Below are 20696 nucleotides of genomic sequence, written 5' to 3'. Positions count from 1 at the left end.
CGACAATGTAGCAATGTCTTGCTACATTGCTCCACATGACGGCGACGGAGATCTCCGATGATGTGTGGCGGCAGCTCGACCGCAACGCGGGACGCATGTCGCGCCGCGGCTTCCTGCTCTTCCTGACCGCCTGCCTGGCCCTGCCCGCCGTGGCCTACGGCGGCCTGGTGGCGTGGCGTACGGTGGCACACCCGCTCGTCGCCGCCGACGACTTCCTCTCGTACTCCGCGACGGCCGGGCAGCACAAGGTGTTCTCGCTCCAGGTGAAGGTCCGCAATCAGGGGATCACGGCGCTCACGGTCGTCAGCGCCGGCCAGGACGGTCCCGGGCTCCACCTCGTCGCGCCCGTGCTGGCGGTCGAGCACCACCTCGCCGTGGGACAGGAACTCCTGCTCGTCCTCGAATACGAGGTGACCGACTGCTCGGCGGTCCCGGCGGGCACGTGGCCGGTGCCGATCGTCGTCGACCAGCCGTGGGGCCGGCGGACCGTCGAGGTGCGACCGCAGACGATGCCCGATCCGGCCGACACGAACGGCGCGTTCACCGCCGCCGACGAAGTGCAGTGGCAGACGGCGATGGCGTACCAGAGCTGCCGGTCACCCTCGGCGTAGCACCACCCAGCTGAACGGCTGCACGGAATCCCACGGCGTACGGTGCTCCTCGCGTTCCACCGCGACGATCTCGAACCCGGGGAACTCCGCCGCCAGCTCCGCCGGCGCGTACCGGGCGGTCGGCAGGCCCGAGCAGGTCTGCGGGCCGTCCGCGGCAAAGGTTCCGATCACCACCCGGCCGTCCGGGGCCAGCCCGTCGACGAGCGCCCGCCGGTAGCGGTCCCGCTCGCGGTGCTCGGTCAGGAAATGGAACACCGCGCGGTCGTGCCAGAAGTCGTACCGCCGCTCGGGTCGCCAGGTCAGCAGGTCCTGGACGAGCCACGTCACCCGGTCGCCGAGCCGCGTACGCCCGGCCGCCAGCGCGCTGCCGGCGATGTCCAGCACGGTCACGTCGGTGACGCCGCGGTCCAGCAGCCGGTCGGCCAGCACCGAGGCGCCGCCGCCGATGTCGATCACACTGCGCCCCGCGGCGAGACCGGCGACGTCCAGCAGGCGCAGGGACGGCGCGGGCTCGGCCTGGTACCAGCTGACCTGGTCGCCCTTCGTGTCATAGGTGGTACGCCAGTGCTCGGCGGAGTCCATGACCTCACGATCTCACGGCCACCAGCACGTCATCGGCGGCTTGCCGGGAAGACCTCCGCGCGAGCGGTACGACGAGCGGCGTACCCGTCTCCGGATCGGCGATGATCCGGCAGCGCAGCCCGAACACCTCCTCGACCAGCGCGGCGGTCACGATGTCGGCCGGCCGGCCCTGCGCGACGATCCGGCCCCGCTTCAAGGCGATCAGGTGGGTCGCGGTTGAGGTCGTGCAGGACGGCGACGAGCGTACGCCCGTGCTGTTCGCGCAGGTCCGCGCACAGCAAGATCCACCGGAGCACCCTATCCGGGCGGCCGCAGGCTCGGCGGAGTCGGTCTTGGACGGGAACCGTTGCTGGGACCGCGCCCCGCCAGTGATCAATAAACGGCCGCCACCTTGATCAGATACCACTAATACGGCATCACGACGCCGATTCCCTTGATCAAGTACCGCCATTACGGCACGAGGGCGCCTCCTTGCCGAATAGACGGTACTTGATCAAGGCCATCCGTCGCGTCCTGCCGTAATAGCGGTGAACGATCACTCGGGGGGCGCCCTGTCAGACGCGAAGGCATGATCAAGTTCCCAAATCCTGCAGAAAACGGGCCGATTCCGCAGCTCCAGGGAACTTGATCACGCCATGGAGATCCACTACAACAGACTCCGGGTACTGGATCGAGGCCAGGGATGTTCCGGACCCACAAGCAACCGGAGAGCGCGGTTTCCATCCAAGACCAACTCGCTGCCGCCGTTTCTAGCCGGCGGCGAGGGCGGTCGCCGGCGCTACCCGGCTAGCGCGGATCGCCGGATACAACCCCGCGATCCCTCCGATGACCAGGGTCGCCGCCACTCCCCCGGCCGTCGCCCAGGCCGGTTCGACGGGCGGCCACCCCCGGCTGTACGCGTACGCGGCGGTGACCGCGATGCCGACCGCGACCCCGCCGACGCCGCCGAGGGCGGACAGCAGGAGGGACTCGGCGAGGAACTGCGTACGCACGTGGCCCCGGGTCGCGCCGAGGGCCCGGCGCAGGCCGATCTCGGAGCGTCGTTCGAGGACGGAGATGACCATCGTGTTCGCCACGCCGACGCCGCCGACGAGCAGGGCGACCCCGCCGAGGCCGACGAGCAGGGCGGTGAGCGCCGAGTCGGTGGCCTGCTTGGCGGCCAGGGCGTCGGACGGGCGGGACACCGCCACCTCGTGCGGGGCGGCCGGGTTGGCGGTCGCGCCGAGGATCGCCTGGACGGCGGCCACCTGGTCTTCCGGCGTACGCAGGTAGATGCGTGTCGGATGCCCGTCGAACCGGGCGAAGGCCTGGGCGGCGGCCCAGCCGATGATGGCCGAGCCGTCGAGTTCGGGGGCGAGGGTGACCGGGCCGAGGAGTCCGGTGACGGTGTACCAGCGCCCGCCGAGCCAGACCAGCCCGCCCGGTACGCGGATGTCGAGCCGGGCCGCGGCCCGCCGGCCGAGGACGACGGTGGGCAGGTCGGGGGCGATCCAGGAGCCGGCCGACAGGTGGGCGCGCAGCGTGCCGAGCAGGTCGCGGTCGGCGGCCAGGACGGCGATGCTGCCGGTCTCGCCGGCCGGGATGTGGTCGTTGCGGTAGACGTGGACGTCGAGGGTGCCGGTGGCGGCGACCGACTGCACCGGGCCGATCCGCGACACCATGACGGTCGACTCGGGCGGCAGCTTGGCCGCCTCGCCGAAGGCGCTCGCGCCGGGCTCGACGGTGAGCAGGTTGGTCCCCAGGGTGCTCAGCTGCCGGTCGAGGTCGGCGTGGCTGGACGCGGAGATCCCGACGACGGCGAGCATCGCGCCGATCCCGATGGCGATGCCGAGCGCCGACAGGAACACCCGCAGCGGCCGCGTACGCAGTCCGCTCGCGCCCAGCCGGGCCGACTCCGCGGGCGACAGTCGCCGGACCGTCCTCATACGACACTTCCTTCGATCGAGGCGGCCGAGCCCGCCGAACCGGCCGAGCCCGCCGAACCGGCCGAGCCCGCCGAGCCAGCCGCGCTCGCCGGCCCGGCCGCTCCCCCGGAGCCGGCTGCCGGTGAGCCCGAGTCGGCGACGATCCGGCCGTCCTTGAGCTCGACCCGGCGCGGCAGTCCGGCCGCGATCTCGCGGTCGTGGGTGATCACGAGGACGGTGGTCCCGGCCCGGTGCAGCTGGTCCAGCAGGTCGAGCACGGCCGCCCCGGCCACGCTGTCCAGGTTCCCGGTCGGCTCGTCGGCCAGCAGCAGCACCGGCTCGCCGACCACCGCGCGGGCGATGGCGGCCCGCTGCCGCTCGCCGCCCGACAGTTCATGCGGCCGGTGATCCAGGCGATGGTCCAGGCCCACCCGGGCGAGCGCCGCCGCCGCGCGTCTCCTTCTCTCCTTGCGGGGTACGCCGGCGTACAGCAGCCCGTCGGCGACGTTGTCCAGGACCGGGACCCCGGCGGCCAGGTGGAACTGCTGGAAGACGAAGCCGATCGTGGTCGCCCGCAACGCCGACAGGGCCCGGTCGGACAGGCGGGCCACGTCGTGCCCGTCGACGCGTACGCTGCCGGTGGTCGGGCGGTCGAGGGTGCCGAGCAGGTGCAGCAGGGTCGACTTGCCCGAACCGGACGGGCCGACGATCCCGGCCAGCTCGCCCCGCCGCACGACGACGTTCGCCTCCGCGAGCGCGGTGACGCCACCGGCGTACACTTTGGATACGTCGGTGAGTTCGACGGCCGCGATCATTGCGGCACCCGCACGACGACGTTCTCGGCGATGCCGGAGCCGGAGATCTCGACCCGGCCGCCGGCGAACATGCCGACCTTCACCGCGACGATCCCGCCGCTGTTCAACTCGACGCCGTAGCCGCCCTCCGACAGTGCCAGCAGCGCCGCCACCGGGACGGTCAGCACGTTCGGCCGCTGCTCGGCGGCGTACCGGACGGTGACCGCGCCCCGGTCCTGGCTCAGCTTGCCCTGGTCGGCGACCGTGATCGTGACGGTCACGGCCGGCGGCCCGCCCCCCGATTCGGCGGTGGCGGCCGGTTGCGTGACGGCCTGCACCGTGCCGGCCACCTCCGCCCCGTCGGCGCCGATCGTCACGGCGACGCCCGCCTTGGCCCACCCGGCCTCGGCCGCCGGGACGGACGCGGTGACCATCTTCGCCGTGCCGGTGACCGAGGCGATGTCGGCCGGGGCCGGGCTGCCCAGGCGTACCAGATGCTGTTCGATGCGCACGGGACCGGGCGCGTAGACGACCCGGGCGAGGGCGACGGAGCCGGTCTCGGGCAGGCCGAGGTCGTGCTGCCAGCGCCTGATCGCGGCGGTGGTGGCCGCGGAGAGCCGGCGGTCGGCGGTGAACCCGGTGTAGCCCAGGGCTTTCAGATTGGTCTCCAGCTGGACCACGTCGGCGCCCTCGGCCGGCTCGGCGAGGTCCCGGTACGCCGGCAGCACCCCGTAGAGCAGCACGACGGGCTGGTCGTCGACCCGGGCGACGGTCTGTCCACGCCGGACGGTCGAGCCCTCGGGGGCGAGCCAGGTGACCGTGCCGGCCGCCTTGACACCGAACGGTTGCGGCGTGCCGAACCCGACCTGCCCGTCCGCGGTGACCGACCGGACGAGCGTCTCCCGCCGGACCGGCACGCCGGCCACCGACGCGGCCGGCGCGGGCGCGGCGGGATCGGTGCCGCCGCCGAGGCCGAACGCGGCCCAGCCGGCGGCCCCGGCGACGGCGACCAGGCCGCCGCCGGTGAGGATCGTCCGGCGCCTCATCCTTGGGCCGGCACGGGTGAGGCGGAGCCGCGCTGGATCGACTCGCACGCCGCGGTGGCTTTGAGCGCTCCCGGGGTGTCCTGGTTCCAGTCCGGCTTCCCGTCGCCGCTGCCGAGGAAGTAGCCGTCGGGGTCCGGATCGGGGAAGTCGGGGGCGCCGTTCTCACGCATGCACCTGGCATAGCGGCCCGCCCGCTCGATCTCCTCCGGCGTCAGCTTCGGCAGCCGCGCCCGCAGCAGTTCCATCGGCATCGGCACGCTCAGGCTCTGGCATTTGCGCTGCGCCTGCTGGAACTTCGGATCGACCTTGAACACCTTCGGGTCGCCCTCGAAGTGCACGTCCCCGGTCGGATCCGGATCGGCGACCTTGACCCCCTCGCCGCGCAGGCACGCGACCCAGGCCCGCTGCGCCTCGATGAACTGGGCGAGCACGTCCGCCGGTGCGGCCGAGGCGGTCGGCGTACCGCCGGCGGTCGCGATCCGCGGGGACGCCGCCGGGGAGCCGCAACCGCCGAGCGCGGTCACGAGAAGCAGGAGCACAGCTGTTCGCTTCGACATGGGCCAGGACGCTAGGCAACCCCCTTTGAAGAACCCGTGAAGAACCTGTGGACTGCCCGTCCGGCCGCGTTCCGACCGGTTCACCCCGCCGACCCGCGCGGCCTACTGTGGCGGCATGACCGCCCGGGTGCTCATCGCCGAAGACGACCGCAAGCAGGCCGACCTGCTGCGCGTGTACCTCGAACGCGAGGGCCACAGCGTCCTCGTCGTCGGCGACGGCCGGGCGGCCCTGGACCGCAGCCGCGCGTACCGGCCGGATCTGGTGATCCTCGACGTGATGATGCCGCTCGTCGACGGCCTGGACGTGTGCCGCATCCTGCGCGCCGAGTCCGCCGTGCCGATCCTGCTGCTGACCGCCCGCAGCACCGAGGACGACCTGCTGCTCGGGCTCGACATCGGCGCCGACGACTACATGACCAAGCCCTACAGCCCGCGGGAGCTGACGGCTCGCGTACGCGCGCTGCTGCGCCGGTCCGGCCGGATCCCGTCGGGTGAGGCCGACGTGCTGACCGTCGGCGACCTGACCGTCGACACCGGCCGGTTCGAGGTACGCGTCGCCGGCCGCGCGGTCACCGTCACCGCCAAGGAGTTCGGCATCCTGCAGACCCTGGCCGCCGAACCCGGCCGGGCCTTCACCCGCGCACAGATCATCGACCGCGCGTTCGGCTTCGACCACCACGTCGAGGAGCGCACGGTCGACGCGCACGTGATGAACCTGCGCCGCAAGATCGAGGACGACCCGGCCGAGCCCCGCTACGTGCAGACCGTATACGGCCGCGGCTACCGGATGGGCGAGCCGTCGTGAGCTTCCGGCTGCGCGTCCTGCTGCTCATCGTGTTCCTGGTCGCGACCTCGTCGGCCGCGACCGCGTGGCTCACGCTCCGCCAGGCCGGCAAGGACCTCACCGCCTCGGTCGTCGCCAGCCAGCACGACGTCACCGAGGCGAGCACCCGGCTCGCCGCGTACGGGCACCTGCACGGAGGCTGGCAGGGCGTCGAGGCGGTCGTGTCCGACCTCGCCCGCTCGCTCGGCCAGCGGGTCCGCGTCACGACCGGCACCGACACCGTGCTGGCCGACTCCGACCTGCTCGCCGGGCACGCCGCCCGGCCCGCCCCGGCCACCTCGTCCCCGGTGGACGCCCGGCCGGTCATCGACTTCGGGCTCGTCCACGACGACTACAACCGGATGATGTTCACCCTCGGCGCGGTCGACGCGTACACCCGCAACCAGCGGTACGCGGCCTGCCTCAGCCAGGCCCGCATCCCCGCGCAGGCGGTCCCCGCCAAGGGATTCGCCCTGGTGGTACCGGTCGACCCGGTCGCCGCCACCGGGGCCGGCTGCGCCTTCCCCAACACGCCGGTCACCAACCCCGCCGCCGCCGACCGCGGCAAGCAATGCCTGCGCGCCACCGATCCCGCCGGCTGCCTGCGCGGCCTTTTCGCCGACGCCATCTCCCCCGCCGCGCCACCCCAGCTGCACCTCTACCTCGGCGTACGCGACGAGCCCACCCACCAGTTGTCCACCGGCTCGATCGCGGTGGCCGCCGGGGCCGTCACGATCGCCGCCATCCTCGCCGGATTCCTGCTCAGCCGGCGCGTCCTGCGCCCGATCGGCGCGCTGACCGAGGCTTCCCGGCGGCTCGGTGCCGGCTCGGCGGCCGCCCGCGTACCGGAGAACGGACGCGACGAGCTGGGCGAGCTGGCGCGTACCTTCAACCGGATGGCCGAGTCGCTGTCGCGCAGCCGGGAACAGCAGCGGCGGCTCATCGGCGACGTCGCGCACGAGCTGCGTACGCCCCTGGCCAACCTGCGCGGCTATCTGGAGGCCCTCGCCGACGGCGTGATCCCGCCGACGCCCGAACTGTTCGCGTCCCTGCACGAGGAAACGCTGCTGCAGCAACGGATCGTCGACGACCTGCAGGAGCTGGCGCTGGCCGAGGCGGGCGCGCTCGCGTACCACCGGGCGGCCGTCGACCTCGCCGACCTCGCCGAGACCACCCGCGCCGCCTTCCTCCCCCAGGCCGAGACCGCCGGCGTACGCGTACGCGTCGAGGCCGTCCCGCTGACCGTGCCCGGCGACCCCGACCGGCTCCGCCAGGTGCTCGGCAACCTGGTACGCAACGCGGTCGCCGCCACACCCGACGGCGGCACCATCACGATCGGCGTACGCCCGGCCGGCGGGCGGGCGATCGTCGAGGTCGCCGACACCGGCCGGGGCATCGCCGCCGCCGACCTGCCGCACGTGTTCGACCGGTTCTGGCGCGCCGACGCCGCCCGGGCCCGGTCGACCGGCGGCAGCGGCCTCGGCCTGGCCATCGCCCGCGAGATCGTCACCGCCCACGATGGCACGATGAGTGTCGTGAGCAGCGAGGGCGCCGGAACGGTGTTTACTGTGGAGCTTCCGGCATAATCTTGAGCCACGTCCAAGCGGTGGGACGCGCCGACCAGATCACATCTTTGAGGGGCTCGCACGGGTTCCGCTCCAAGCACCTGCTACCGCACCATGGATCACCAGTTGGACGCACCCCGCCCCCGGGGAACGTGCACGGTATTCACGATCGCTACTGTTGCGTAGTCCCTCTATCACCGGGAGTGCACGTGGATCAGGTAGAAAGCGCCGACCAGCCGGAAGGCGCCCAGCCCGGCGCGGTCCCGGCCACCGGGCAGCGACTCGGCGTCGTGGCCGAGTCACTCGCGGGCGAGACCCGGGTCGCCGCGACCCCGGCGACCGTACGCCAGCTCACCGGTCTCGGCTACGAAGTGCTGGTCGAAGCCGGCGCGGGTGCGAAGGCGAACTTCCCCGACGAGGCGTACGCCGAAGCCGGCGCGAAGATCGCCCCCCAGCGCGACTGCTGGCAGGCCGACGTCGTCATCAAGATAAACGCGCCCTCGGATCCCGAGGTCCAGCGGCTCGGCACCGGGCAGACCCTGATCAGCCTGATCAGCCCCGCGCTGAACCCCGAACTCGTCCAGAACCTCGCCGCCCGGCCGGTCACCGTGCTCGCGATGGACGCCGTCCCCCGCATCTCCCGCGCGCAGTCGATGGACGTGCTCAGCTCCATGGCCAACATCGCCGGCTACCGGGCCGTCGTCGAGGCCGCCCACGCCTTCGGCCGGTTCTTCAACGGCCAGGTGACCGCCGCCGGCAAGGTCCCGCCCGCCAAGGTGCTCATCGCCGGGGCCGGCGTCGCCGGGCTCGCCGCCGTCGGCGCGGCCAAGAGCCTCGGCGCGATCGTCCGCGCCACCGACCCCCGCCCCGAGGTCGGCGAGCAGGTCCGCTCGCTCGGCGGCGAATTCCTCGCCGTCGAGGTCGCCCAGGAGGTCGGCACCGACGGGTACGCGAAGGCCACGTCGGACGCGTACAACAAGCGGGCCGCCGAGATCTACGCCGAGCAGGCGCCCGACGTCGACATCATCATCACGACCGCGCTGATCCCCGGCCGGCCCGCGCCGCGGCTGCTGACCGCGGAGCACGTGGCCGACATGAAGCCCGGCAGCGTCATCGTGGACATGGCGGCCGCCCAGGGCGGCAACGTCGCGGGCTCGGTCGCCGGGCAGGTCGTCGTCACCGACAACGGCGTGACCATCATCGGCTACACCGACCTGCCGGCCCGGCTGCCGAGCCAGGCCTCGCAGCTGTACGGCACCAACGTCGTCAACCTGCTCAAGCTGCTCACCCCCGCCAAGGACGGCCGGATCGGGCTCGACCTCGACGACGCCGTCCAGCGCGGCATGACCGTCGTGCACGCCGGCGAGCTGCTGTGGCCGCCGCCGCCCGTCCAGGTCTCCGCCACCCCGGCGGCCGCCGCGACCCCGGTCGCCGCACCGGCCCCCGCCGCCGCACCCGTACGCCGTCCCGGCCGCACCTACACGGTCGTCGGCGTGACCGCGGCCGCGCTGTTCGGCGTGACCGCGTTCGCCCCGAACCAGTTCATCGGCAACTTCACGGTGTTCGCGCTCGCGGTCGTCATCGGTTACTACGTCGTCGGCAAGGTGCACCACGCGCTGCACACGCCGCTGATGTCGGTCACCAACGCGATCTCCGGCATCATCGTCGTCGGGGCCCTGCTGCAGATCGGCCACGGCGACGCCGTCGTCACCGCCCTGTCGTTCGCCGCGATCCTGCTGGCGAGCATCAACATCCTCGGCGGTTTCGCCGTGACCCGCCGCATGCTCAGCATGTTCACGAAGGGCTGACCGCCATGACCGCCACCACCGCCGCACAGGCGGCGTACATCGTCGCGGCCCTGCTGTTCATCCTCAGCCTGGCCGGCCTGTCCAGGCACGAGAGCTCGCGCTCCGGCGTCGTCTTCGGCATCGCCGGCATGGCCATCGCCCTCGCCGCCACCATCGCCCTGGCCACCCGCAGCATCTCCACCGCCGGCGGCGCGCTGCTCGCCCTCGCCGTCGTCATCGGCGGCGGCATCGGCCTGTGGCGCGCCCGCGTCGTCAAGATGACCGGCATGCCCGAGCTGATCGCGATCCTGCACAGCTTCGTCGGCCTCGCCGCCGTCCTCGTCGGCTGGAACGGCTACCTCGAAGTCGAGGCCCACCCGGCCACCGCCGAGATGACCGGCTCGCTGCTGCGCATCCACCACGGCGAGGTGTTCGTCGGCATCTTCATCGGCGCCGTCACCTTCACCGGCTCCATCGTGGCCAACCTCAAGCTGTCCGCCCGGATCAGCTCCAGCCCGCTCATGCTGCCCGGCAAGAACCTGCTCAACATCGGCGCGCTGGTGGCGTTCGGCGTACTGACCGTGTTCTTCGTGATCCACCCCAGCCTGGGCCTGCTCATCGCGGTCACCGCGCTCGCCCTCGCGCTCGGCTGGCACCTCGTCGCCTCCATCGGCGGCGGCGACATGCCCGTCGTCGTGTCCATGCTCAACAGCTACTCCGGCTGGGCGGCCGCCGCGTCGGGCTTCCTGCTCGACAACAACCTGCTCATCGTCACCGGCGCGCTCGTCGGCTCGTCCGGCGCGTACCTGTCCTACATCATGTGCCAGGCGATGAACCGCTCGTTCATCTCCGTCATCGCCGGCGGCTTCGGCATCGAGGCCCCCACCACCGACGACAAGGACTACGGTACGCACCGCGAAGCGACCGCCGAGGAGGTCGCGGGACTGCTCAGCGAGGCGAGTTCGGTCATCATCACGCCCGGCTACGGCATGGCCGTCGCGCAGGCCCAGTACCCGATCGCCGAACTGACGCGGCGGCTGCGCGACCGGGGCGTCAACGTGCGCTTCGGCATCCACCCCGTCGCCGGCCGCCTGCCCGGGCACATGAACGTGCTGCTCGCCGAGGCCAACGTCCCCTACGACATCGTCCTGGAGATGGACGAGATCAACGAGGACTTCGCCGACACGTCCGTCGTCCTCGTCATCGGGGCCAACGACACCGTCAACCCGGCCGCGGCCGACCCCGGCAGCCCCATCGCCGGCATGCCCGTCCTGCACGTGTGGGACGCGGCCGACGTCATCGTGTTCAAGCGCTCGATGGCGGCCGGGTACGCCGGCGTACAGAATCCGCTGTTCTTCCGCGACAACACGCAGATGCTGTTCGGCGACGCCAAGGCGCGGGTCGAGGACATCCTGCGGGCACTCGAACGCGAAGGCAGCCCGAACCGGGTGGCCGTGGCCGTCGGCTGACCGGTCCGCGCTCAGCGGCCCGGACCCTGGTGGTCCGGGCCGTTTTCATCGGGCCACGCGGGCGGCAGCGGACTGCTAATCTCACGTCCCGTGACCGATCTCGCCACGCTCCCCGCCCCCGAACCCGCCGAGCAGCCGAGCCCGCGTGGCCGGCTGAGGATCGCGGCCGTCGCCGTCGTGGCGATGCTGGTCGGAGCGGCCGCCGCGACCGGGATCCTTTCCCTCACCGGCCTGCCGGGCCAGCCGGTGCACCGCTTCTCCGTCTTCGTCTACCTCACCCACGACGTGACCGCCGACCAGAAGGCGAGCATCCGGGCGGCGCTGCCGTCCTTCGACCCCACCGGCGACATCACCTTCGTCAGCCGGGACGACGCCTGGCGTATCTTCCAGGAGCGCGCGAAGGACTTCCCCGACCTGTTGAAGGGCACCACCGCCGACAGCCTGCCGGAGTCGTTCACCCTGCAGACCAAGGGCCGCCTGTTCGACTGCACCGGGTACGCGAAGGTCCGCCACCTGCCCGGCGTGGACCGGATCCAGGTGCTCCAGCAGCGTGTGGCCGACTACGGCGCCACGATCGTCTGCGACGCGGAGTACGCCTCCTGACGCGAGTCGCACGTGCTCAGGCGCCGGGCGGTCTCCAGCCCGACGGCGGCGGCACGGGCGGCCCGGACACCGGTGGCGGCGGCGGCATCGGCTGACCCGGCGGCGGGGGCGGCGCCTGGTAGACCGGCGTGACCTGCTGCGGCCCGGCGGAGCTCCCCTGCCCCGCGGTCGGTCCCGGGCGCGGCGTGAAGTCGGTCGGGTACAGCGGTCCCTGGAACGACCGCTTCGGCCGGAACGCCTCGATCGCCTTGTAGACGATGCCGGTCAGCGCCGCGGCGGCGAAGACGAAGCACAGGACCGCTCCGACGAAGCCTCCCAGCGACCGTGCCGGATCCATCGCGCCGCTCACATCCCCTGAAGCGTCCTAGGCCGCTGGGCTGATGCCCCCGTGTGCTCGATGGTAGGCCGACCCGGTCCGTCCCCGCTGCCCCGCGAGCATCCACATCGGAACGCGCCATATCGGACAGTCGCGACAAAGGCCGGGGCGAGGGGTGAAACGGTGACCGAGCCGCGGTGACAGATGCTTCGCCCCACTCACCTGGCAGTGGAGGCCCCCCAGGGCCGGAACGGTCTCCCGCGCGAGGAGCGGAGGTGAGATCGACGAACCCGGGACATGAAATTGATCTTGAATTGATTACGGTTTCAGGTAGACGGCGAGCGCGATGTCGGTGGCCTCGCGTACGGCGGCTTGGACCGCGGCCGGATCGTCCTGTTCGGACAGGTCGTCGAGGAGCACCGCCAGTGCCCCGGTGACCGCTCCGACGAAGGCACCCGTGAGCGCGCCCGCCTGGACCTCCGTCAGCTCACCCGGGTACGCGGCCGCGAGATGCCGGGCGATCTCCCGTTGTGCGTCGAACTGGATCTGGGCGGCGCGCCCCCGCACGGCCGGGACGGTACGCAGGAAGCGGACCCGGAGCGCGGCCATCCGGCTGCCCATGTCGTCGCTGTCCTCGCCGACCGTGCGCAGCGCCCGCAGCAGCACGGAGGCCGGCGGCTCGTCCGGGGCCCGGTCGGCGATGGCCTTGATCGCGGCGACCACCCGGGCGTCGCTCTCGGCGAACATGACCTCTTCCTTGCTGGTGAAGTAGCTGAAGAAGGTACGCGTGCCGATCTCGGCCGCCGCGGCGATCTCGGCGACGGTCGTCTCGTCGTAACCGCGCTTCTCGAACAGTTCGGTGGCGGCCTCGACGATCGCCTGCCGGGTGCGTACGCGCTTGCGGTCACGAAGGGACATGCCGAGGAGTATACGGCAGCCAATGCCGAGCTGCACTTGTTGCAATTCTGCACTCGATGCAGTTATTGTCGACGGCATGACCGACATCCTGATCTCCGGGGCCGGCGTGGCCGGCCCGACGCTCGCGTACTGGCTGGCTCGCAACGGTTTCCGGCCCACCGTGGTGGAGCGTTCGCAGGGCCTGCGCTCCAGCGGCAACCCCGTCGACGTCCGCGGCCCCGCCTTCCCCGTCGCCGAGCAGATGGGCATCCTGCCCGCGCTGCGGGAGCACCAGACGCGGGCCAAGGCGATGCGCGTCCTCGGGATCGACGGAAAGCCGCTGGCCCGCGTACCGATGGGGGCGCAGCGGGCCGGCTCGCAGGAGGTCGAGCTGCCGCGCGGCGAGCTGGCCTCGGTCCTGTACGCGGCGGCCCGCGACCACGCCGAGTTCCTGTTCGACGAGACGATCACCGGACTGCACCAGGACGAGGGCGGCGTGGACGTCACCTTCGACCGGGCCGGGCCGCGCCGGTTCGACCTGGTGATCGGGGCGGACGGGCTGCACTCGACGACGCGGCGGCTGGTGTTCGGGCCGGAGGCGGACTTCGTCCGGCACATGGGCGTCTACGTGGCCACGCTGCCGCTCGGCGAACCGGCCCGCGAACCCGACGAGATCCTCATGTACAACACGCCCGGCCGGCTGCTGTCCATCCACCCGGCCAACGGCGACGCCCTGGCCGCCTTCATCTTCCGCGGTCCGGCCATCCCCGGCTTCGACCACCGCGACATGGACCAGCACAAGAAGATCGTCCTCGACGCGTACGCGGGGATCGGCTGGCGCGTACCGGAACTGCTGGACCGCGTACGCACGGCGACGGACCTCTACTTCGACTCCGTCAGCCAGGTACGCCTCCCGGCGTGGTCGACCGGCCGGGTGGCGCTCGTCGGCGACGCGGCGGCGTGCCTGTCGCTGTTCGGCGAGGGGTCGAGCCTGGCGATGTCCGCGGGGTACACGCTGGCGGCCACGCTGGCCGAGGCTCCCCACGACGTCGCGTTCGCGCGGTACGAGACCGAGCACCGCAAGCTCGTGGAACCCAAGCAGCGCAACGTTTCCCGCGCGGCGGGCCTGATCGTGCCGAAGACCCGCCTCGGTATCGGCGTCCGCAACCTCGCGGCGCGTGTCGGCGGGACCCTCTGACCGGCCGACACCCCCGAGATCCGGTGTGGATCACGGTTGTCACCGGAATCATGGGCCATGATTCGGGTGACTTCCCTGATCCACACCGGATCTTGGGCGGTGCTGGGCGGCGGTTCAGAGGAGCGCGGCGAAGCAGGCGCGTACTTCGCGGAGGAAGATCTCGGGCTGTTCGAAGGCCGCGAAATGCCCGCCCCGCTCCGGCTCGCTCCAGTAGCGGATGTCCGTGAAACGACGCGCCGCCCATCGCCGCGACGGCCGCGGGTTCTCCCGCGGGAAGATCGAGCAGCCCACCGGCACGCTCACGGTGTCACCGGTTCCTTCGCGGAAGATCTGCCGTACGCCGCGGAAGCTCTCCCAGTAGAACCGGGCCGCCGACGCGCCGGTACCGGGCAGCCAGTAGAACATCAGGTTGTCGAGCAGGTCGTCGCGGGCGAAGACGGAGTCGAGATCGCCGCCGCAGTCGCTCCAGGCGTGGAACTTCTCGATGATCCAGGCACAGAGCGCGGCCGGCGAGTCGACGAGTCCGTAGCCGAGAGTCTGCGGGCGGGTGGCCTGCTCGTGGGAGTAGCCGTCGCCATCTTCACGGTCACCGTCGCCGGAGCGTTCCAGGTCGTCGAGCGCACTGCGTTCGGTCGCGGTCAGATCACCGAACGTGTCCGGGTCCGGAGCGACGAGCGGCGGCACGAGATGCAGGCCGAGGATCCGGTCGGGGAACTGCTGCCCGAGCGACGTGCTGACGCTGGTGCCCCAGTCGTGGCCCTGGGCCGCGAAGCGCTCGTAGCCGAGCCTGGTCATCAGGCCGGCCCAGGCACGGGCGGTACGCTCGACGCCCCAACCAGGCCGGGTCGGGCGGTCGCTGAAGCCGTAACCGGGCAGAGACGGGCAGACCACATGAAAGGTCTCGCTCAGCGGGCCGAGCACGTGGCGGAACTCCACCACCGAGCCGGGCCAGCCGTGCGTCAGGATCAGCGCCGGCGCGTCGGGCCGGGGTGCGCGTACGTGCAGGAAGTGCAGGTTCAGGCCGTCGATCTCGGTCCGGAACTGCGGGTACGCGTTGAGCCGCGCCTGCCGCGCCGGCCAGTCGTACTCCTCGGCCCAGTACCGGCACAGGTCCCGCAGATACTCCACCGGTACGCCCTGCGTCCAGCCCGGCGCGGTGGCGGGTTCGGGCCAGCGCGTACGGCGCAGCCGGTCCCGGAGATCGTCGAGGGCGGCGGACGGGACGTCGAGGACGAAACGATCCATGATCAGCACCTTCCCGGGATCGGGCGGGGGTAACCGTCCAGAGGATGACAGCGACGTTGGCATCTCCCGCTTACAGTGAGTCAACGGATTGTTGCCATCTGTCGATCTCTCGCTAGGGCGTGTGGTTGTGCCGACCGAACCTTCCGCTCGAAGACTTCGCGACCCCTTCCTCAAGCATCCCGGCTGGACCGTCCTCGGCACGCTCGCGGGCGTGGCGAGCGCGATCATCCCCTTCCTCATGGCGAACGGGTCACCGAACGATCGGACCGCACCGCCGCAGCCCGGCCCGGCCGCGAGCGCCTCCGCCGCACCGAGTCCGAGCGGCGTCGCCGGGGTCGTGCTGTCGCCGTCGGCCGCTCCGCCGGCCACCCCGTCGGCGACGACCGGCCCGAGCGCGCTCGCTTCGCCGATCGTCGCGGTGCCGAGCCGTACCGGTCCGCCGCCGGCGACCCCGTCGCCGAGTCCCAGCCCGGTCGGGAACGGCGGCGTGCTGCAGGCCGCCGAGGGGACGTGGATCGACTGGGACGCCGGTACGCCGACCGTCCAAGGCGCCACCGGGGACACGCCGACACCGATGGACGTGCGGATCGGGCCGGACAACGCGTACCCGGAGAACAGCGCGCGGCTGTGGCGCACCGACAGCCCCGGCAGTTGCGCGGCGCAGGCCGCATCCAACGGCGGCACGGGCTTCCAGACCGAGTTCGACCTGCACACGGCACTGCAACCGCAGGCCGGGTCGACGATCAGCGCCTGCCTGGTGACGACGGGACGCCGGGTCGCCGTCCTGACGATCTCCTCCGCCGGGGACAACACGTTCGCGCCGTACCGCATCCAGTACCGGTTCTCCTGACCGATCTCCCGCCGCAGTACTCTTGCCCGTCATGTGGACGAGGTACGTGGCGATCGGCGACAGCACGACCGAGGGCCTGGACGATCCGGACGGCCGGGGCGGCTACCGGGGCTGGGCCGACCGGTTCGCCGGGCACGTGGCCGCCGCCCATCCCGGTCTCGAGTACGCCAATCTCGCCGTCCGCGGCCGCTTGACCGCCGAGATCCGCCAGGAGCAGCTGCCGGTGGCGCTGGACCTCCGGCCGGATCTCGCGACCGTGGTCTCCGGGGTCAACGACATGCTGCGGCCGAAGTTCGACGCCGACGAGGTGACCGGGCAGATCGGCCAGATGCAGGCGGCCCTGATCGCCGGCGGCGCCACCGTGATCACGTTCACCATGCCCGACCCGGTACGCGTCATGCCCCTGGCCCGGCCGTTGCGGGGCCGGTTCGCGGCGTACAACGCCCGGCTGCGGGAGGTCAGTGCCCGGACGGGGGCGATCCTGCTCGATCTCGGCGCCCATGAGGTGGCCGGCGATCCCCGGCTGTGGAGCCTGGACCGGTTGCACGCCAACAGCGCCGGGCACGAGCGGATCGGCCGGGCCCTCGCCTGGGCGGCGGGGCTGCCCGGGTTCGACGACACGTGGACGCAGCCGCTCCCGCCCGCCCCCCGCCGTACGCCGTGGGGCGCGCTCGCGGCGGAGGGCGCCTGGCTGCGCGGGCATTTCGTGCCGTGGATCGTCCGGCACGCCCGGGGCGAGTCGTCCGGGGACGGCATCACGGCCAAGCGGCCGGTGCCGACCCCGGTGACCGGCGCGGATCAGGCCGTGTAGATCAAGCCGTGTAGCCGGTCGTCGACCAGACCCACCACGCCACGTTCGCGAGACTCATCGTGTACCGGTGCCCGCTGCCGAGGGCGACGTCCTCGATCACCGCGTACGCGCCGGAGCTGCTGTAGCCGACGACCGTGAGGTAGTGCCCGCCCGGATAGTTGTGGTAGACGCCCGCGGTGTCGGTACGCCCGCCCCGCACGTTGAGCACCAGCACGTAGCCCCGGTCGATGTCGAACGTGATGTCGTACTGGAGCAGGTTCTGCTCGGCCGCGCTGTTGCTGTTGATCACTTTGTGCTCGTACCAGTTGTTGACGTTCGCGTAGCTGTTGAGCACCCGCATCACCTGCGTGATCGAGTCGGTCCCGTTCGTGTCGGTCGGCAGCGCGTTCGCGAGCGTGCTCTGCGCCGGGGCGTACCCCCGGGCCGTGAGCGCGAGCCGGGTCGCGGCGGGACCGCACCAGTAGGAGGTGCTCTGCGCCTGGAACGTGTAGCTCGTGAGGGTGTTGGCGGTCGCGGCGTGGGCGGCGGTCGGCCCGGCCAGGCCGACGACCAGGACCGCGAGGGCGGACAGGGCGGTCGCGGCGAGCCCGCGGCGCAGGGGGTGGAGCGCCATCGGTAAACCCCTTTCAGAGATCGGTGAAATCCTGAAAGGAATTTACATCCACACATCCCTATATGGCGATACCCCTCGCATTCAGCCACGTGTCGATGAGGCGCAGCTGGGACGGCGTCAGGCCGGTCTCCTCGTCGGGCGCGATGATCAGGGCCCCCTCGATGGCGGCACCCTGGCGCAGGGCGTCGTCGTCGGTCCACAGCAGCGCCCGGCCCGAGTCCGCGACCCGTTGCGCCGCGGGCAGCTTCCACCACGGCTCCGCCGCCTCCGTCAGCGGTACGCCGAGCGGCGCCGACGCGTACTCGGGGCAGTCGAGGATCGGCCAGGCGGGCAGGTCGAGCGCGGCGGACACGTTGCCGGCGTAGTGCTGCCAGCCGGTGTGCCAGCGGATCTCGGCCCGGCCGGACCGGTGCACCTCGCGCAGGAAGTCGAGCACGGGCCGGGCGGCCTGCAGCGGCCACTCCAGATCCCCGGCACTGCGGGCGGTCGTGGTGATCCACTGATCGGCGGGCCAGACGGACGCGGGCGGTTCGTCGGCCAGCGCGTTGATCACGCCGTCGATGTCGAGCAGCCACATCGGAATCGCCATGAAATATCGCCCCAACTCGTGCGGGTCCCGGCCAAGCCACCAGTATGCCGAGTTCAGGATGCCCGCGCGGCGTACCTGGCGGTCGTGGACACGGTGAATCACACTGCCGGTATGTCGTTGATCGATTCGCATGCGTACGCCCTCGACGGTCGGGTCGTGGCGGTCGCGCACTGCCCGAAGACCTACGACGTCGGCGGTTGCGACACCTGGTATCTCGTGGAGGCCGCCGGCTCCACCGTCCGCGTGGTCGTCGACGGCCCGACCTGCCGGTACTGCGACCCCGACGGCGACCTGACCCCGGTAACCGGCGTACCGACCCGGGCCGAACGGGAATCCACCGGGGCGCGTACGGTGCTGCGCTGCCGGATGACGGCCGGACGGCGGCCACGCCCCGCGACGGCCACCGGCACCACCGCCGTGCTCGTCCGCCGATGGGCGGCCCAGTACGACGAACCCGGTACGCGGGAACTGCCCACGTTCGGCCGGTCCCTCGCCGAGACGCTGGCCCTGCTCGCGGACGTCCTCGACGACGCGACCCGCCTGATCGGCCGGGGCACCTCCCGGATCGCCGAGGTCGAGCTGACCGTGGACGGCCTCGCCGACGAACTGGCCGAGCGCATCGTGCGGCTGACCGGCCGGGCCCTCGTGCACCATTTCCTCGCGCCCGCGTACTCGGTGTCCATCAGCCTGCGGATAGCGAGCGTCGCCGCGTGGACCCTGGCCGGCGAGCCGGTCGCGCAGTGCCCGGCCGCGACGCTGCTGGCAGCCGAGGCGCTGGACAAGTACGCGCCGCTCGGCGCCGATCTGATGGTGGCCGAGGCGTGGGCCTGGCTCGACGCGACCGTGGGCCTGGCCCGCGAGAAGTTCACCGAGCTGGCCGAGGTGGCCTCGCCCGAGCAGTTGGACGAGCTGCTGACGCTGACGGTCGGCGCGGCGGCCGTCGTCGCGGCGCAGCGGCCCGAGCCGGTGGCCGACCTGCCCCCTGCGCCGAAACGCCCGCTCCGCTCGCTGCTCGACCGGGGTACGCGACGCCGCCGGAAGGCCGCGCCCGCGATCGAACCGGCCGGCGCCGACTGCCGTCCCGAAGCCTGGACCACGCCCGACCCCGAGCAGGACCAGCCCTGACCACCAGCCCTGACCACCAGCCCGACCGCCAGCCCGATCGCCGGCCCTGACCGCCGGCCGGGCAACGGCCAAGATCCCGCTTGGATCAGGGATCGCCACGTAATCTTGGGCCAAGATTCGGGTGATTTTCCTGATCCAAGCGGGATCTTGGGGGTGGGGGGTGAGGTTGGGGGCGGGGGTTGGGGATCAGCAGATCGGGTGCAGCCAGTTGTCCGGGTCGGGGCGGCGGCCGTGCTGGATGTCGAGCAGCGCCGTGCGCAGCTTCTTCGTGATCGGGCCCATCGCGCCGTCGCCGATGGCGAAGTCGCCGTCGCGGTCGCGTACCGCGCCGACGGGGGTGACGACGGCCGCCGTGCCGCACGCGAACACCTCGGTGATCGTCCCGGCCGCGCACTCGGCCCGCCACTGGTCGACCGTGATGCGCTCCTCGCTCACCGCGTGGCCCTCCAGCCCCGCGATCGTCAGCAGGCTGCTGCGGGTGTTGCCGGGCAGCAGCGTACCGGTGAGCTGCGGGGTCACCAGGGTCGCCGAGGAGCCGGAACCGCGGACGAAGAAGAGGTTCATGCCGCCCATCTCCTCCACGTACCGGTGCTCGGCCGCGTCGAGCCAGACCACCTGCGCGCAGCCCGCCTCGTGCGCCTGCCGCTGGGCCAGCAGCGACGGCCCGTAGTTCGCCGCGCACTTCACGTTCCCGGTGCCGCCCGGAACCGCCCGGGTGAAGTCGCGGCTGACCAGTACGCGTACCGGCTCGACCGCGTCGCCGAAGAAGCCGCCCGCGAGGAACGCCATCATCAGGAACGTGTACTCGTTGGACGCCCGCAGCATCAGGTTGTTCTCGCTCGCGTACAGCAGCGGTCGCAGGTAGAGGGTGTGCCGCGGGTTGTCGTGCAGCCAGTCGGCGTCGGCACGCACGACGTCCTCGACCGCCCGCAGGAACATCGCCTCTCCGACCTCCGGCATCGCCAGGCGGGCGGCGGAGCGGGCGAAGCGGGCGGCGTTGGCCCGCGGGCGGAACGCCGCGATCGACCCGTCCGCCTGGACGAAGGCCTTGAGCCCCTCGAACACCACCTGCGCGTAGTGCAGCCCGATCATTCCCGGGTGGATCGTGAGGTTCTCCAGCGCGCCGAGCCGGGCCGGACCCCAGCCCGCCTCTCTGGTCCAGTACGCCGTCACCATGTGGTCGGTGAACGCGTCGCCGTGGCCCGGGTTGGCCATCGCCTTGCTGGGCCGGCCGCCGGGGTGGACGGCCGTCATGGGTTCGGCAACAGCGGTCATGTCAGGTCTCCTGTCGGTCAAAGGGAACAACTCATT

The 20696-nt window shown here is 72.0% G+C and carries 21 protein-coding genes and 1 pseudogene; 10 read left to right on the top strand and 12 right to left on the bottom strand.

The annotated features are described in order from the left end of the window. Positions 1-35: 35 nt before the first annotated feature. Positions 36-611, top strand: coding sequence for a hypothetical protein (locus G401_RS0127115; protein WP_027344944.1), 576 nt, complete (start codon positions 36-38; stop codon positions 609-611). Here the strand turns inward: G401_RS0127115 and G401_RS0127110 are convergent. From G401_RS0127110 to G401_RS48750, 6 genes and pseudogenes are all read right to left on the bottom strand, one after another. Continuing rightward, positions 597-1193 (bottom strand): class I SAM-dependent methyltransferase, encoded by a 597-nt coding sequence (locus tag G401_RS0127110; RefSeq protein WP_027344943.1) that lies wholly within the window; start codon positions 1191-1193, stop codon positions 597-599. The genes G401_RS0127115 and G401_RS0127110 overlap by 15 nt on opposite strands. Positions 1194-1197: 4 nt before the next feature. Continuing rightward, positions 1198-1471: pseudogene (gene fecE, locus G401_RS0127105) on the bottom strand (Fe(3+) dicitrate ABC transporter ATP-binding protein FecE); the annotation flags it as partial. Positions 1472-1942: 471 nt separating this feature from the next. After that, complete coding sequence (locus tag G401_RS0127100; protein ID WP_027344941.1) at positions 1943-3118, bottom strand: ABC transporter permease; 1176 nt, start codon at positions 3116-3118, stop codon at positions 1943-1945. After that, positions 3115-3912, bottom strand: a complete 798-nt coding sequence (locus G401_RS48755) for an ABC transporter ATP-binding protein (protein ID WP_034593234.1) — start codon at positions 3910-3912, stop codon at positions 3115-3117. Before G401_RS48755 ends, G401_RS0127100 begins: the two co-directional genes overlap by 4 nt. Then, complete coding sequence (locus G401_RS0127090) at positions 3909-4937, bottom strand: peptidoglycan-binding protein (protein WP_027344940.1); 1029 nt, start codon at positions 4935-4937, stop codon at positions 3909-3911. The genes G401_RS48755 and G401_RS0127090 overlap by 4 nt, the downstream gene beginning before the upstream one ends. Beyond that, positions 4934-5494, bottom strand: a complete 561-nt coding sequence (locus G401_RS48750; RefSeq protein WP_064741861.1) for a hypothetical protein — start codon at positions 5492-5494, stop codon at positions 4934-4936. Before G401_RS48750 ends, G401_RS0127090 begins: the two co-directional genes overlap by 4 nt. Positions 5495-5609: 115 nt before the next feature. Between G401_RS48750 and G401_RS0127080 the strand changes: the two genes are divergently transcribed. The 5 genes from G401_RS0127080 to G401_RS0127060 all read left to right on the top strand — a co-directional run bounded on the left by G401_RS0127080 (position 5610) and on the right by G401_RS0127060 (position 11741). After that, the gene (locus tag G401_RS0127080; protein WP_027344939.1) at positions 5610-6299 is read left to right on the top strand and encodes a response regulator transcription factor; all 690 of its coding nucleotides are present in this window, start codon (positions 5610-5612) and stop codon (positions 6297-6299) included. Continuing rightward, complete coding sequence (locus G401_RS0127075; RefSeq protein ID WP_027344938.1) at positions 6296-7903, top strand: sensor histidine kinase; 1608 nt, start codon at positions 6296-6298, stop codon at positions 7901-7903. The genes G401_RS0127080 and G401_RS0127075 overlap by 4 nt, the downstream gene beginning before the upstream one ends. A 188-nt stretch (positions 7904-8091) precedes the next feature. Further along, positions 8092-9690, top strand: a complete 1599-nt coding sequence (locus G401_RS0127070) for a Re/Si-specific NAD(P)(+) transhydrogenase subunit alpha (RefSeq protein ID WP_084557664.1) — start codon at positions 8092-8094, stop codon at positions 9688-9690. Positions 9691-9695: 5 nt separating this feature from the next. Then, positions 9696-11138, top strand: coding sequence for a Re/Si-specific NAD(P)(+) transhydrogenase subunit beta (pntB, locus tag G401_RS0127065; protein WP_027344936.1), 1443 nt, complete (start codon positions 9696-9698; stop codon positions 11136-11138). A 90-nt stretch (positions 11139-11228) separates the two neighbouring features. After that, the gene (locus tag G401_RS0127060; RefSeq protein ID WP_027344935.1) at positions 11229-11741 is read left to right on the top strand and encodes a permease-like cell division protein FtsX; all 513 of its coding nucleotides are present in this window, start codon (positions 11229-11231) and stop codon (positions 11739-11741) included. Positions 11742-11757: 16 nt separating this feature from the next. On the opposite strand, the gene G401_RS57245 is transcribed toward G401_RS0127060, so the two are convergent. Then, on the bottom strand, positions 11758-12078 hold the full coding sequence (locus G401_RS57245; protein ID WP_027344934.1) for a hypothetical protein: 321 nt from the start codon (positions 12076-12078) through the stop codon (positions 11758-11760). Between the two features lie 297 nt (positions 12079-12375). After that, on the bottom strand, positions 12376-12975 hold the full coding sequence (locus tag G401_RS0127050) for a TetR/AcrR family transcriptional regulator (protein ID WP_034593231.1): 600 nt from the start codon (positions 12973-12975) through the stop codon (positions 12376-12378). 76 nt (positions 12976-13051) lie between these two features. Between G401_RS0127050 and G401_RS0127045 the strand changes: the two genes are divergently transcribed. Then, positions 13052-14152, top strand: coding sequence for an FAD-dependent monooxygenase (locus tag G401_RS0127045; protein ID WP_027344932.1), 1101 nt, complete (start codon positions 13052-13054; stop codon positions 14150-14152). 114 nt (positions 14153-14266) lie between these two features. Here the strand turns inward: G401_RS0127045 and G401_RS0127040 are convergent, their stop codons facing one another. Then, complete coding sequence (locus tag G401_RS0127040; RefSeq protein WP_034593286.1) at positions 14267-15397, bottom strand: epoxide hydrolase family protein; 1131 nt, start codon at positions 15395-15397, stop codon at positions 14267-14269. Positions 15398-15524: 127 nt separating this feature from the next. On the opposite strand from G401_RS0127040, the gene G401_RS0127035 reads away from it, so the two are divergent. Further along, a complete protein-coding gene (locus G401_RS0127035) occupies positions 15525-16247 on the top strand; it encodes a hypothetical protein (RefSeq protein WP_027344930.1) in 723 nt (240 codons plus the stop codon). Positions 16248-16278: 31 nt separating this feature from the next. Next, entirely contained in the window at positions 16279-17058 is a 780-nt protein-coding gene (locus G401_RS0127030) for an SGNH/GDSL hydrolase family protein (RefSeq protein ID WP_027344929.1), read from the top strand. Between the two features lies 1 nt (position 17059). Here G401_RS0127030 and G401_RS48745 read toward each other — a convergent pair whose 3' ends face one another. Next, positions 17060-17671 (bottom strand): C39 family peptidase, encoded by a 612-nt coding sequence (locus G401_RS48745; RefSeq protein ID WP_051367209.1) that lies wholly within the window; start codon positions 17669-17671, stop codon positions 17060-17062. Positions 17672-17729: 58 nt separating this feature from the next. After that, the gene (locus G401_RS48740) at positions 17730-18260 is read right to left on the bottom strand and encodes a hypothetical protein (RefSeq protein WP_051367208.1); all 531 of its coding nucleotides are present in this window, start codon (positions 18258-18260) and stop codon (positions 17730-17732) included. A 111-nt stretch (positions 18261-18371) separates the two neighbouring features. On the opposite strand from G401_RS48740, the gene G401_RS0127015 reads away from it, so the two are divergent. Continuing rightward, positions 18372-19385 (top strand): hypothetical protein, encoded by a 1014-nt coding sequence (locus G401_RS0127015; protein ID WP_027344928.1) that lies wholly within the window; start codon positions 18372-18374, stop codon positions 19383-19385. 186 nt (positions 19386-19571) lie between these two features. Here the strand turns inward: G401_RS0127015 and G401_RS0127010 are convergent, their stop codons facing one another. Beyond that, positions 19572-20660, bottom strand: coding sequence for a branched-chain amino acid aminotransferase (locus G401_RS0127010; protein ID WP_245601856.1), 1089 nt, complete (start codon positions 20658-20660; stop codon positions 19572-19574). Positions 20661-20696 lie beyond the last annotated feature (36 nt).

Origin of the sequence: Hamadaea tsunoensis DSM 44101, from assembly GCF_000428945.1 — a bacterium.
Lineage (GTDB): Bacteria > Actinomycetota > Actinomycetes > Mycobacteriales > Micromonosporaceae > Hamadaea > Hamadaea tsunoensis.
Note: the sequence above shows the minus strand (reverse complement) of the source record. Positions and strands in the feature narration are given on the sequence as shown.

Bases quoted from the DNA above. Each gene is read 5' to 3' on its own strand.
- G401_RS0127115 (WP_027344944.1), top strand. From the start codon at position 36: ATGACGGCGACGGAGATCTCCGATGATGTGTGGCGGCAGCTCGACCGC.
- G401_RS0127110 (WP_027344943.1), bottom strand. From the start codon at position 1,193: ATGGACTCCGCCGAGCACTGGCGTACCACCTATGACACGAAGGGCGAC.
- G401_RS0127100 (WP_027344941.1), bottom strand. From the start codon at position 3,118: ATGAGGACGGTCCGGCGACTGTCGCCCGCGGAGTCGGCCCGGCTGGGC.
- G401_RS48755 (WP_034593234.1), bottom strand. From the start codon at position 3,912: ATGATCGCGGCCGTCGAACTCACCGACGTATCCAAAGTGTACGCCGGT.
- G401_RS0127090 (WP_027344940.1), bottom strand. From the start codon at position 4,937: ATGAGGCGCCGGACGATCCTCACCGGCGGCGGCCTGGTCGCCGTCGCC.
- G401_RS48750 (WP_064741861.1), bottom strand. From the start codon at position 5,494: ATGTCGAAGCGAACAGCTGTGCTCCTGCTTCTCGTGACCGCGCTCGGC.
- G401_RS0127080 (WP_027344939.1), top strand. From the start codon at position 5,610: ATGACCGCCCGGGTGCTCATCGCCGAAGACGACCGCAAGCAGGCCGAC.
- pntB (WP_027344936.1), top strand. From the start codon at position 9,696: ATGACCGCCACCACCGCCGCACAGGCGGCGTACATCGTCGCGGCCCTG.
- G401_RS57245 (WP_027344934.1), bottom strand. From the start codon at position 12,078: ATGGATCCGGCACGGTCGCTGGGAGGCTTCGTCGGAGCGGTCCTGTGC.
- G401_RS0127050 (WP_034593231.1), bottom strand. From the start codon at position 12,975: ATGTCCCTTCGTGACCGCAAGCGCGTACGCACCCGGCAGGCGATCGTC.
- G401_RS0127045 (WP_027344932.1), top strand. From the start codon at position 13,052: ATGACCGACATCCTGATCTCCGGGGCCGGCGTGGCCGGCCCGACGCTC.
- G401_RS0127040 (WP_034593286.1), bottom strand. From the start codon at position 15,397: ATGGATCGTTTCGTCCTCGACGTCCCGTCCGCCGCCCTCGACGATCTC.
- G401_RS0127030 (WP_027344929.1), top strand. From the start codon at position 16,279: ATGTGGACGAGGTACGTGGCGATCGGCGACAGCACGACCGAGGGCCTG.
- G401_RS48745 (WP_051367209.1), bottom strand. From the start codon at position 17,671: ATGGCGCTCCACCCCCTGCGCCGCGGGCTCGCCGCGACCGCCCTGTCC.
- G401_RS48740 (WP_051367208.1), bottom strand. From the start codon at position 18,260: ATGGCGATTCCGATGTGGCTGCTCGACATCGACGGCGTGATCAACGCG.
- G401_RS0127015 (WP_027344928.1), top strand. From the start codon at position 18,372: ATGTCGTTGATCGATTCGCATGCGTACGCCCTCGACGGTCGGGTCGTG.
- G401_RS0127010 (WP_245601856.1), bottom strand. From the start codon at position 20,660: ATGACCGCTGTTGCCGAACCCATGACGGCCGTCCACCCCGGCGGCCGG.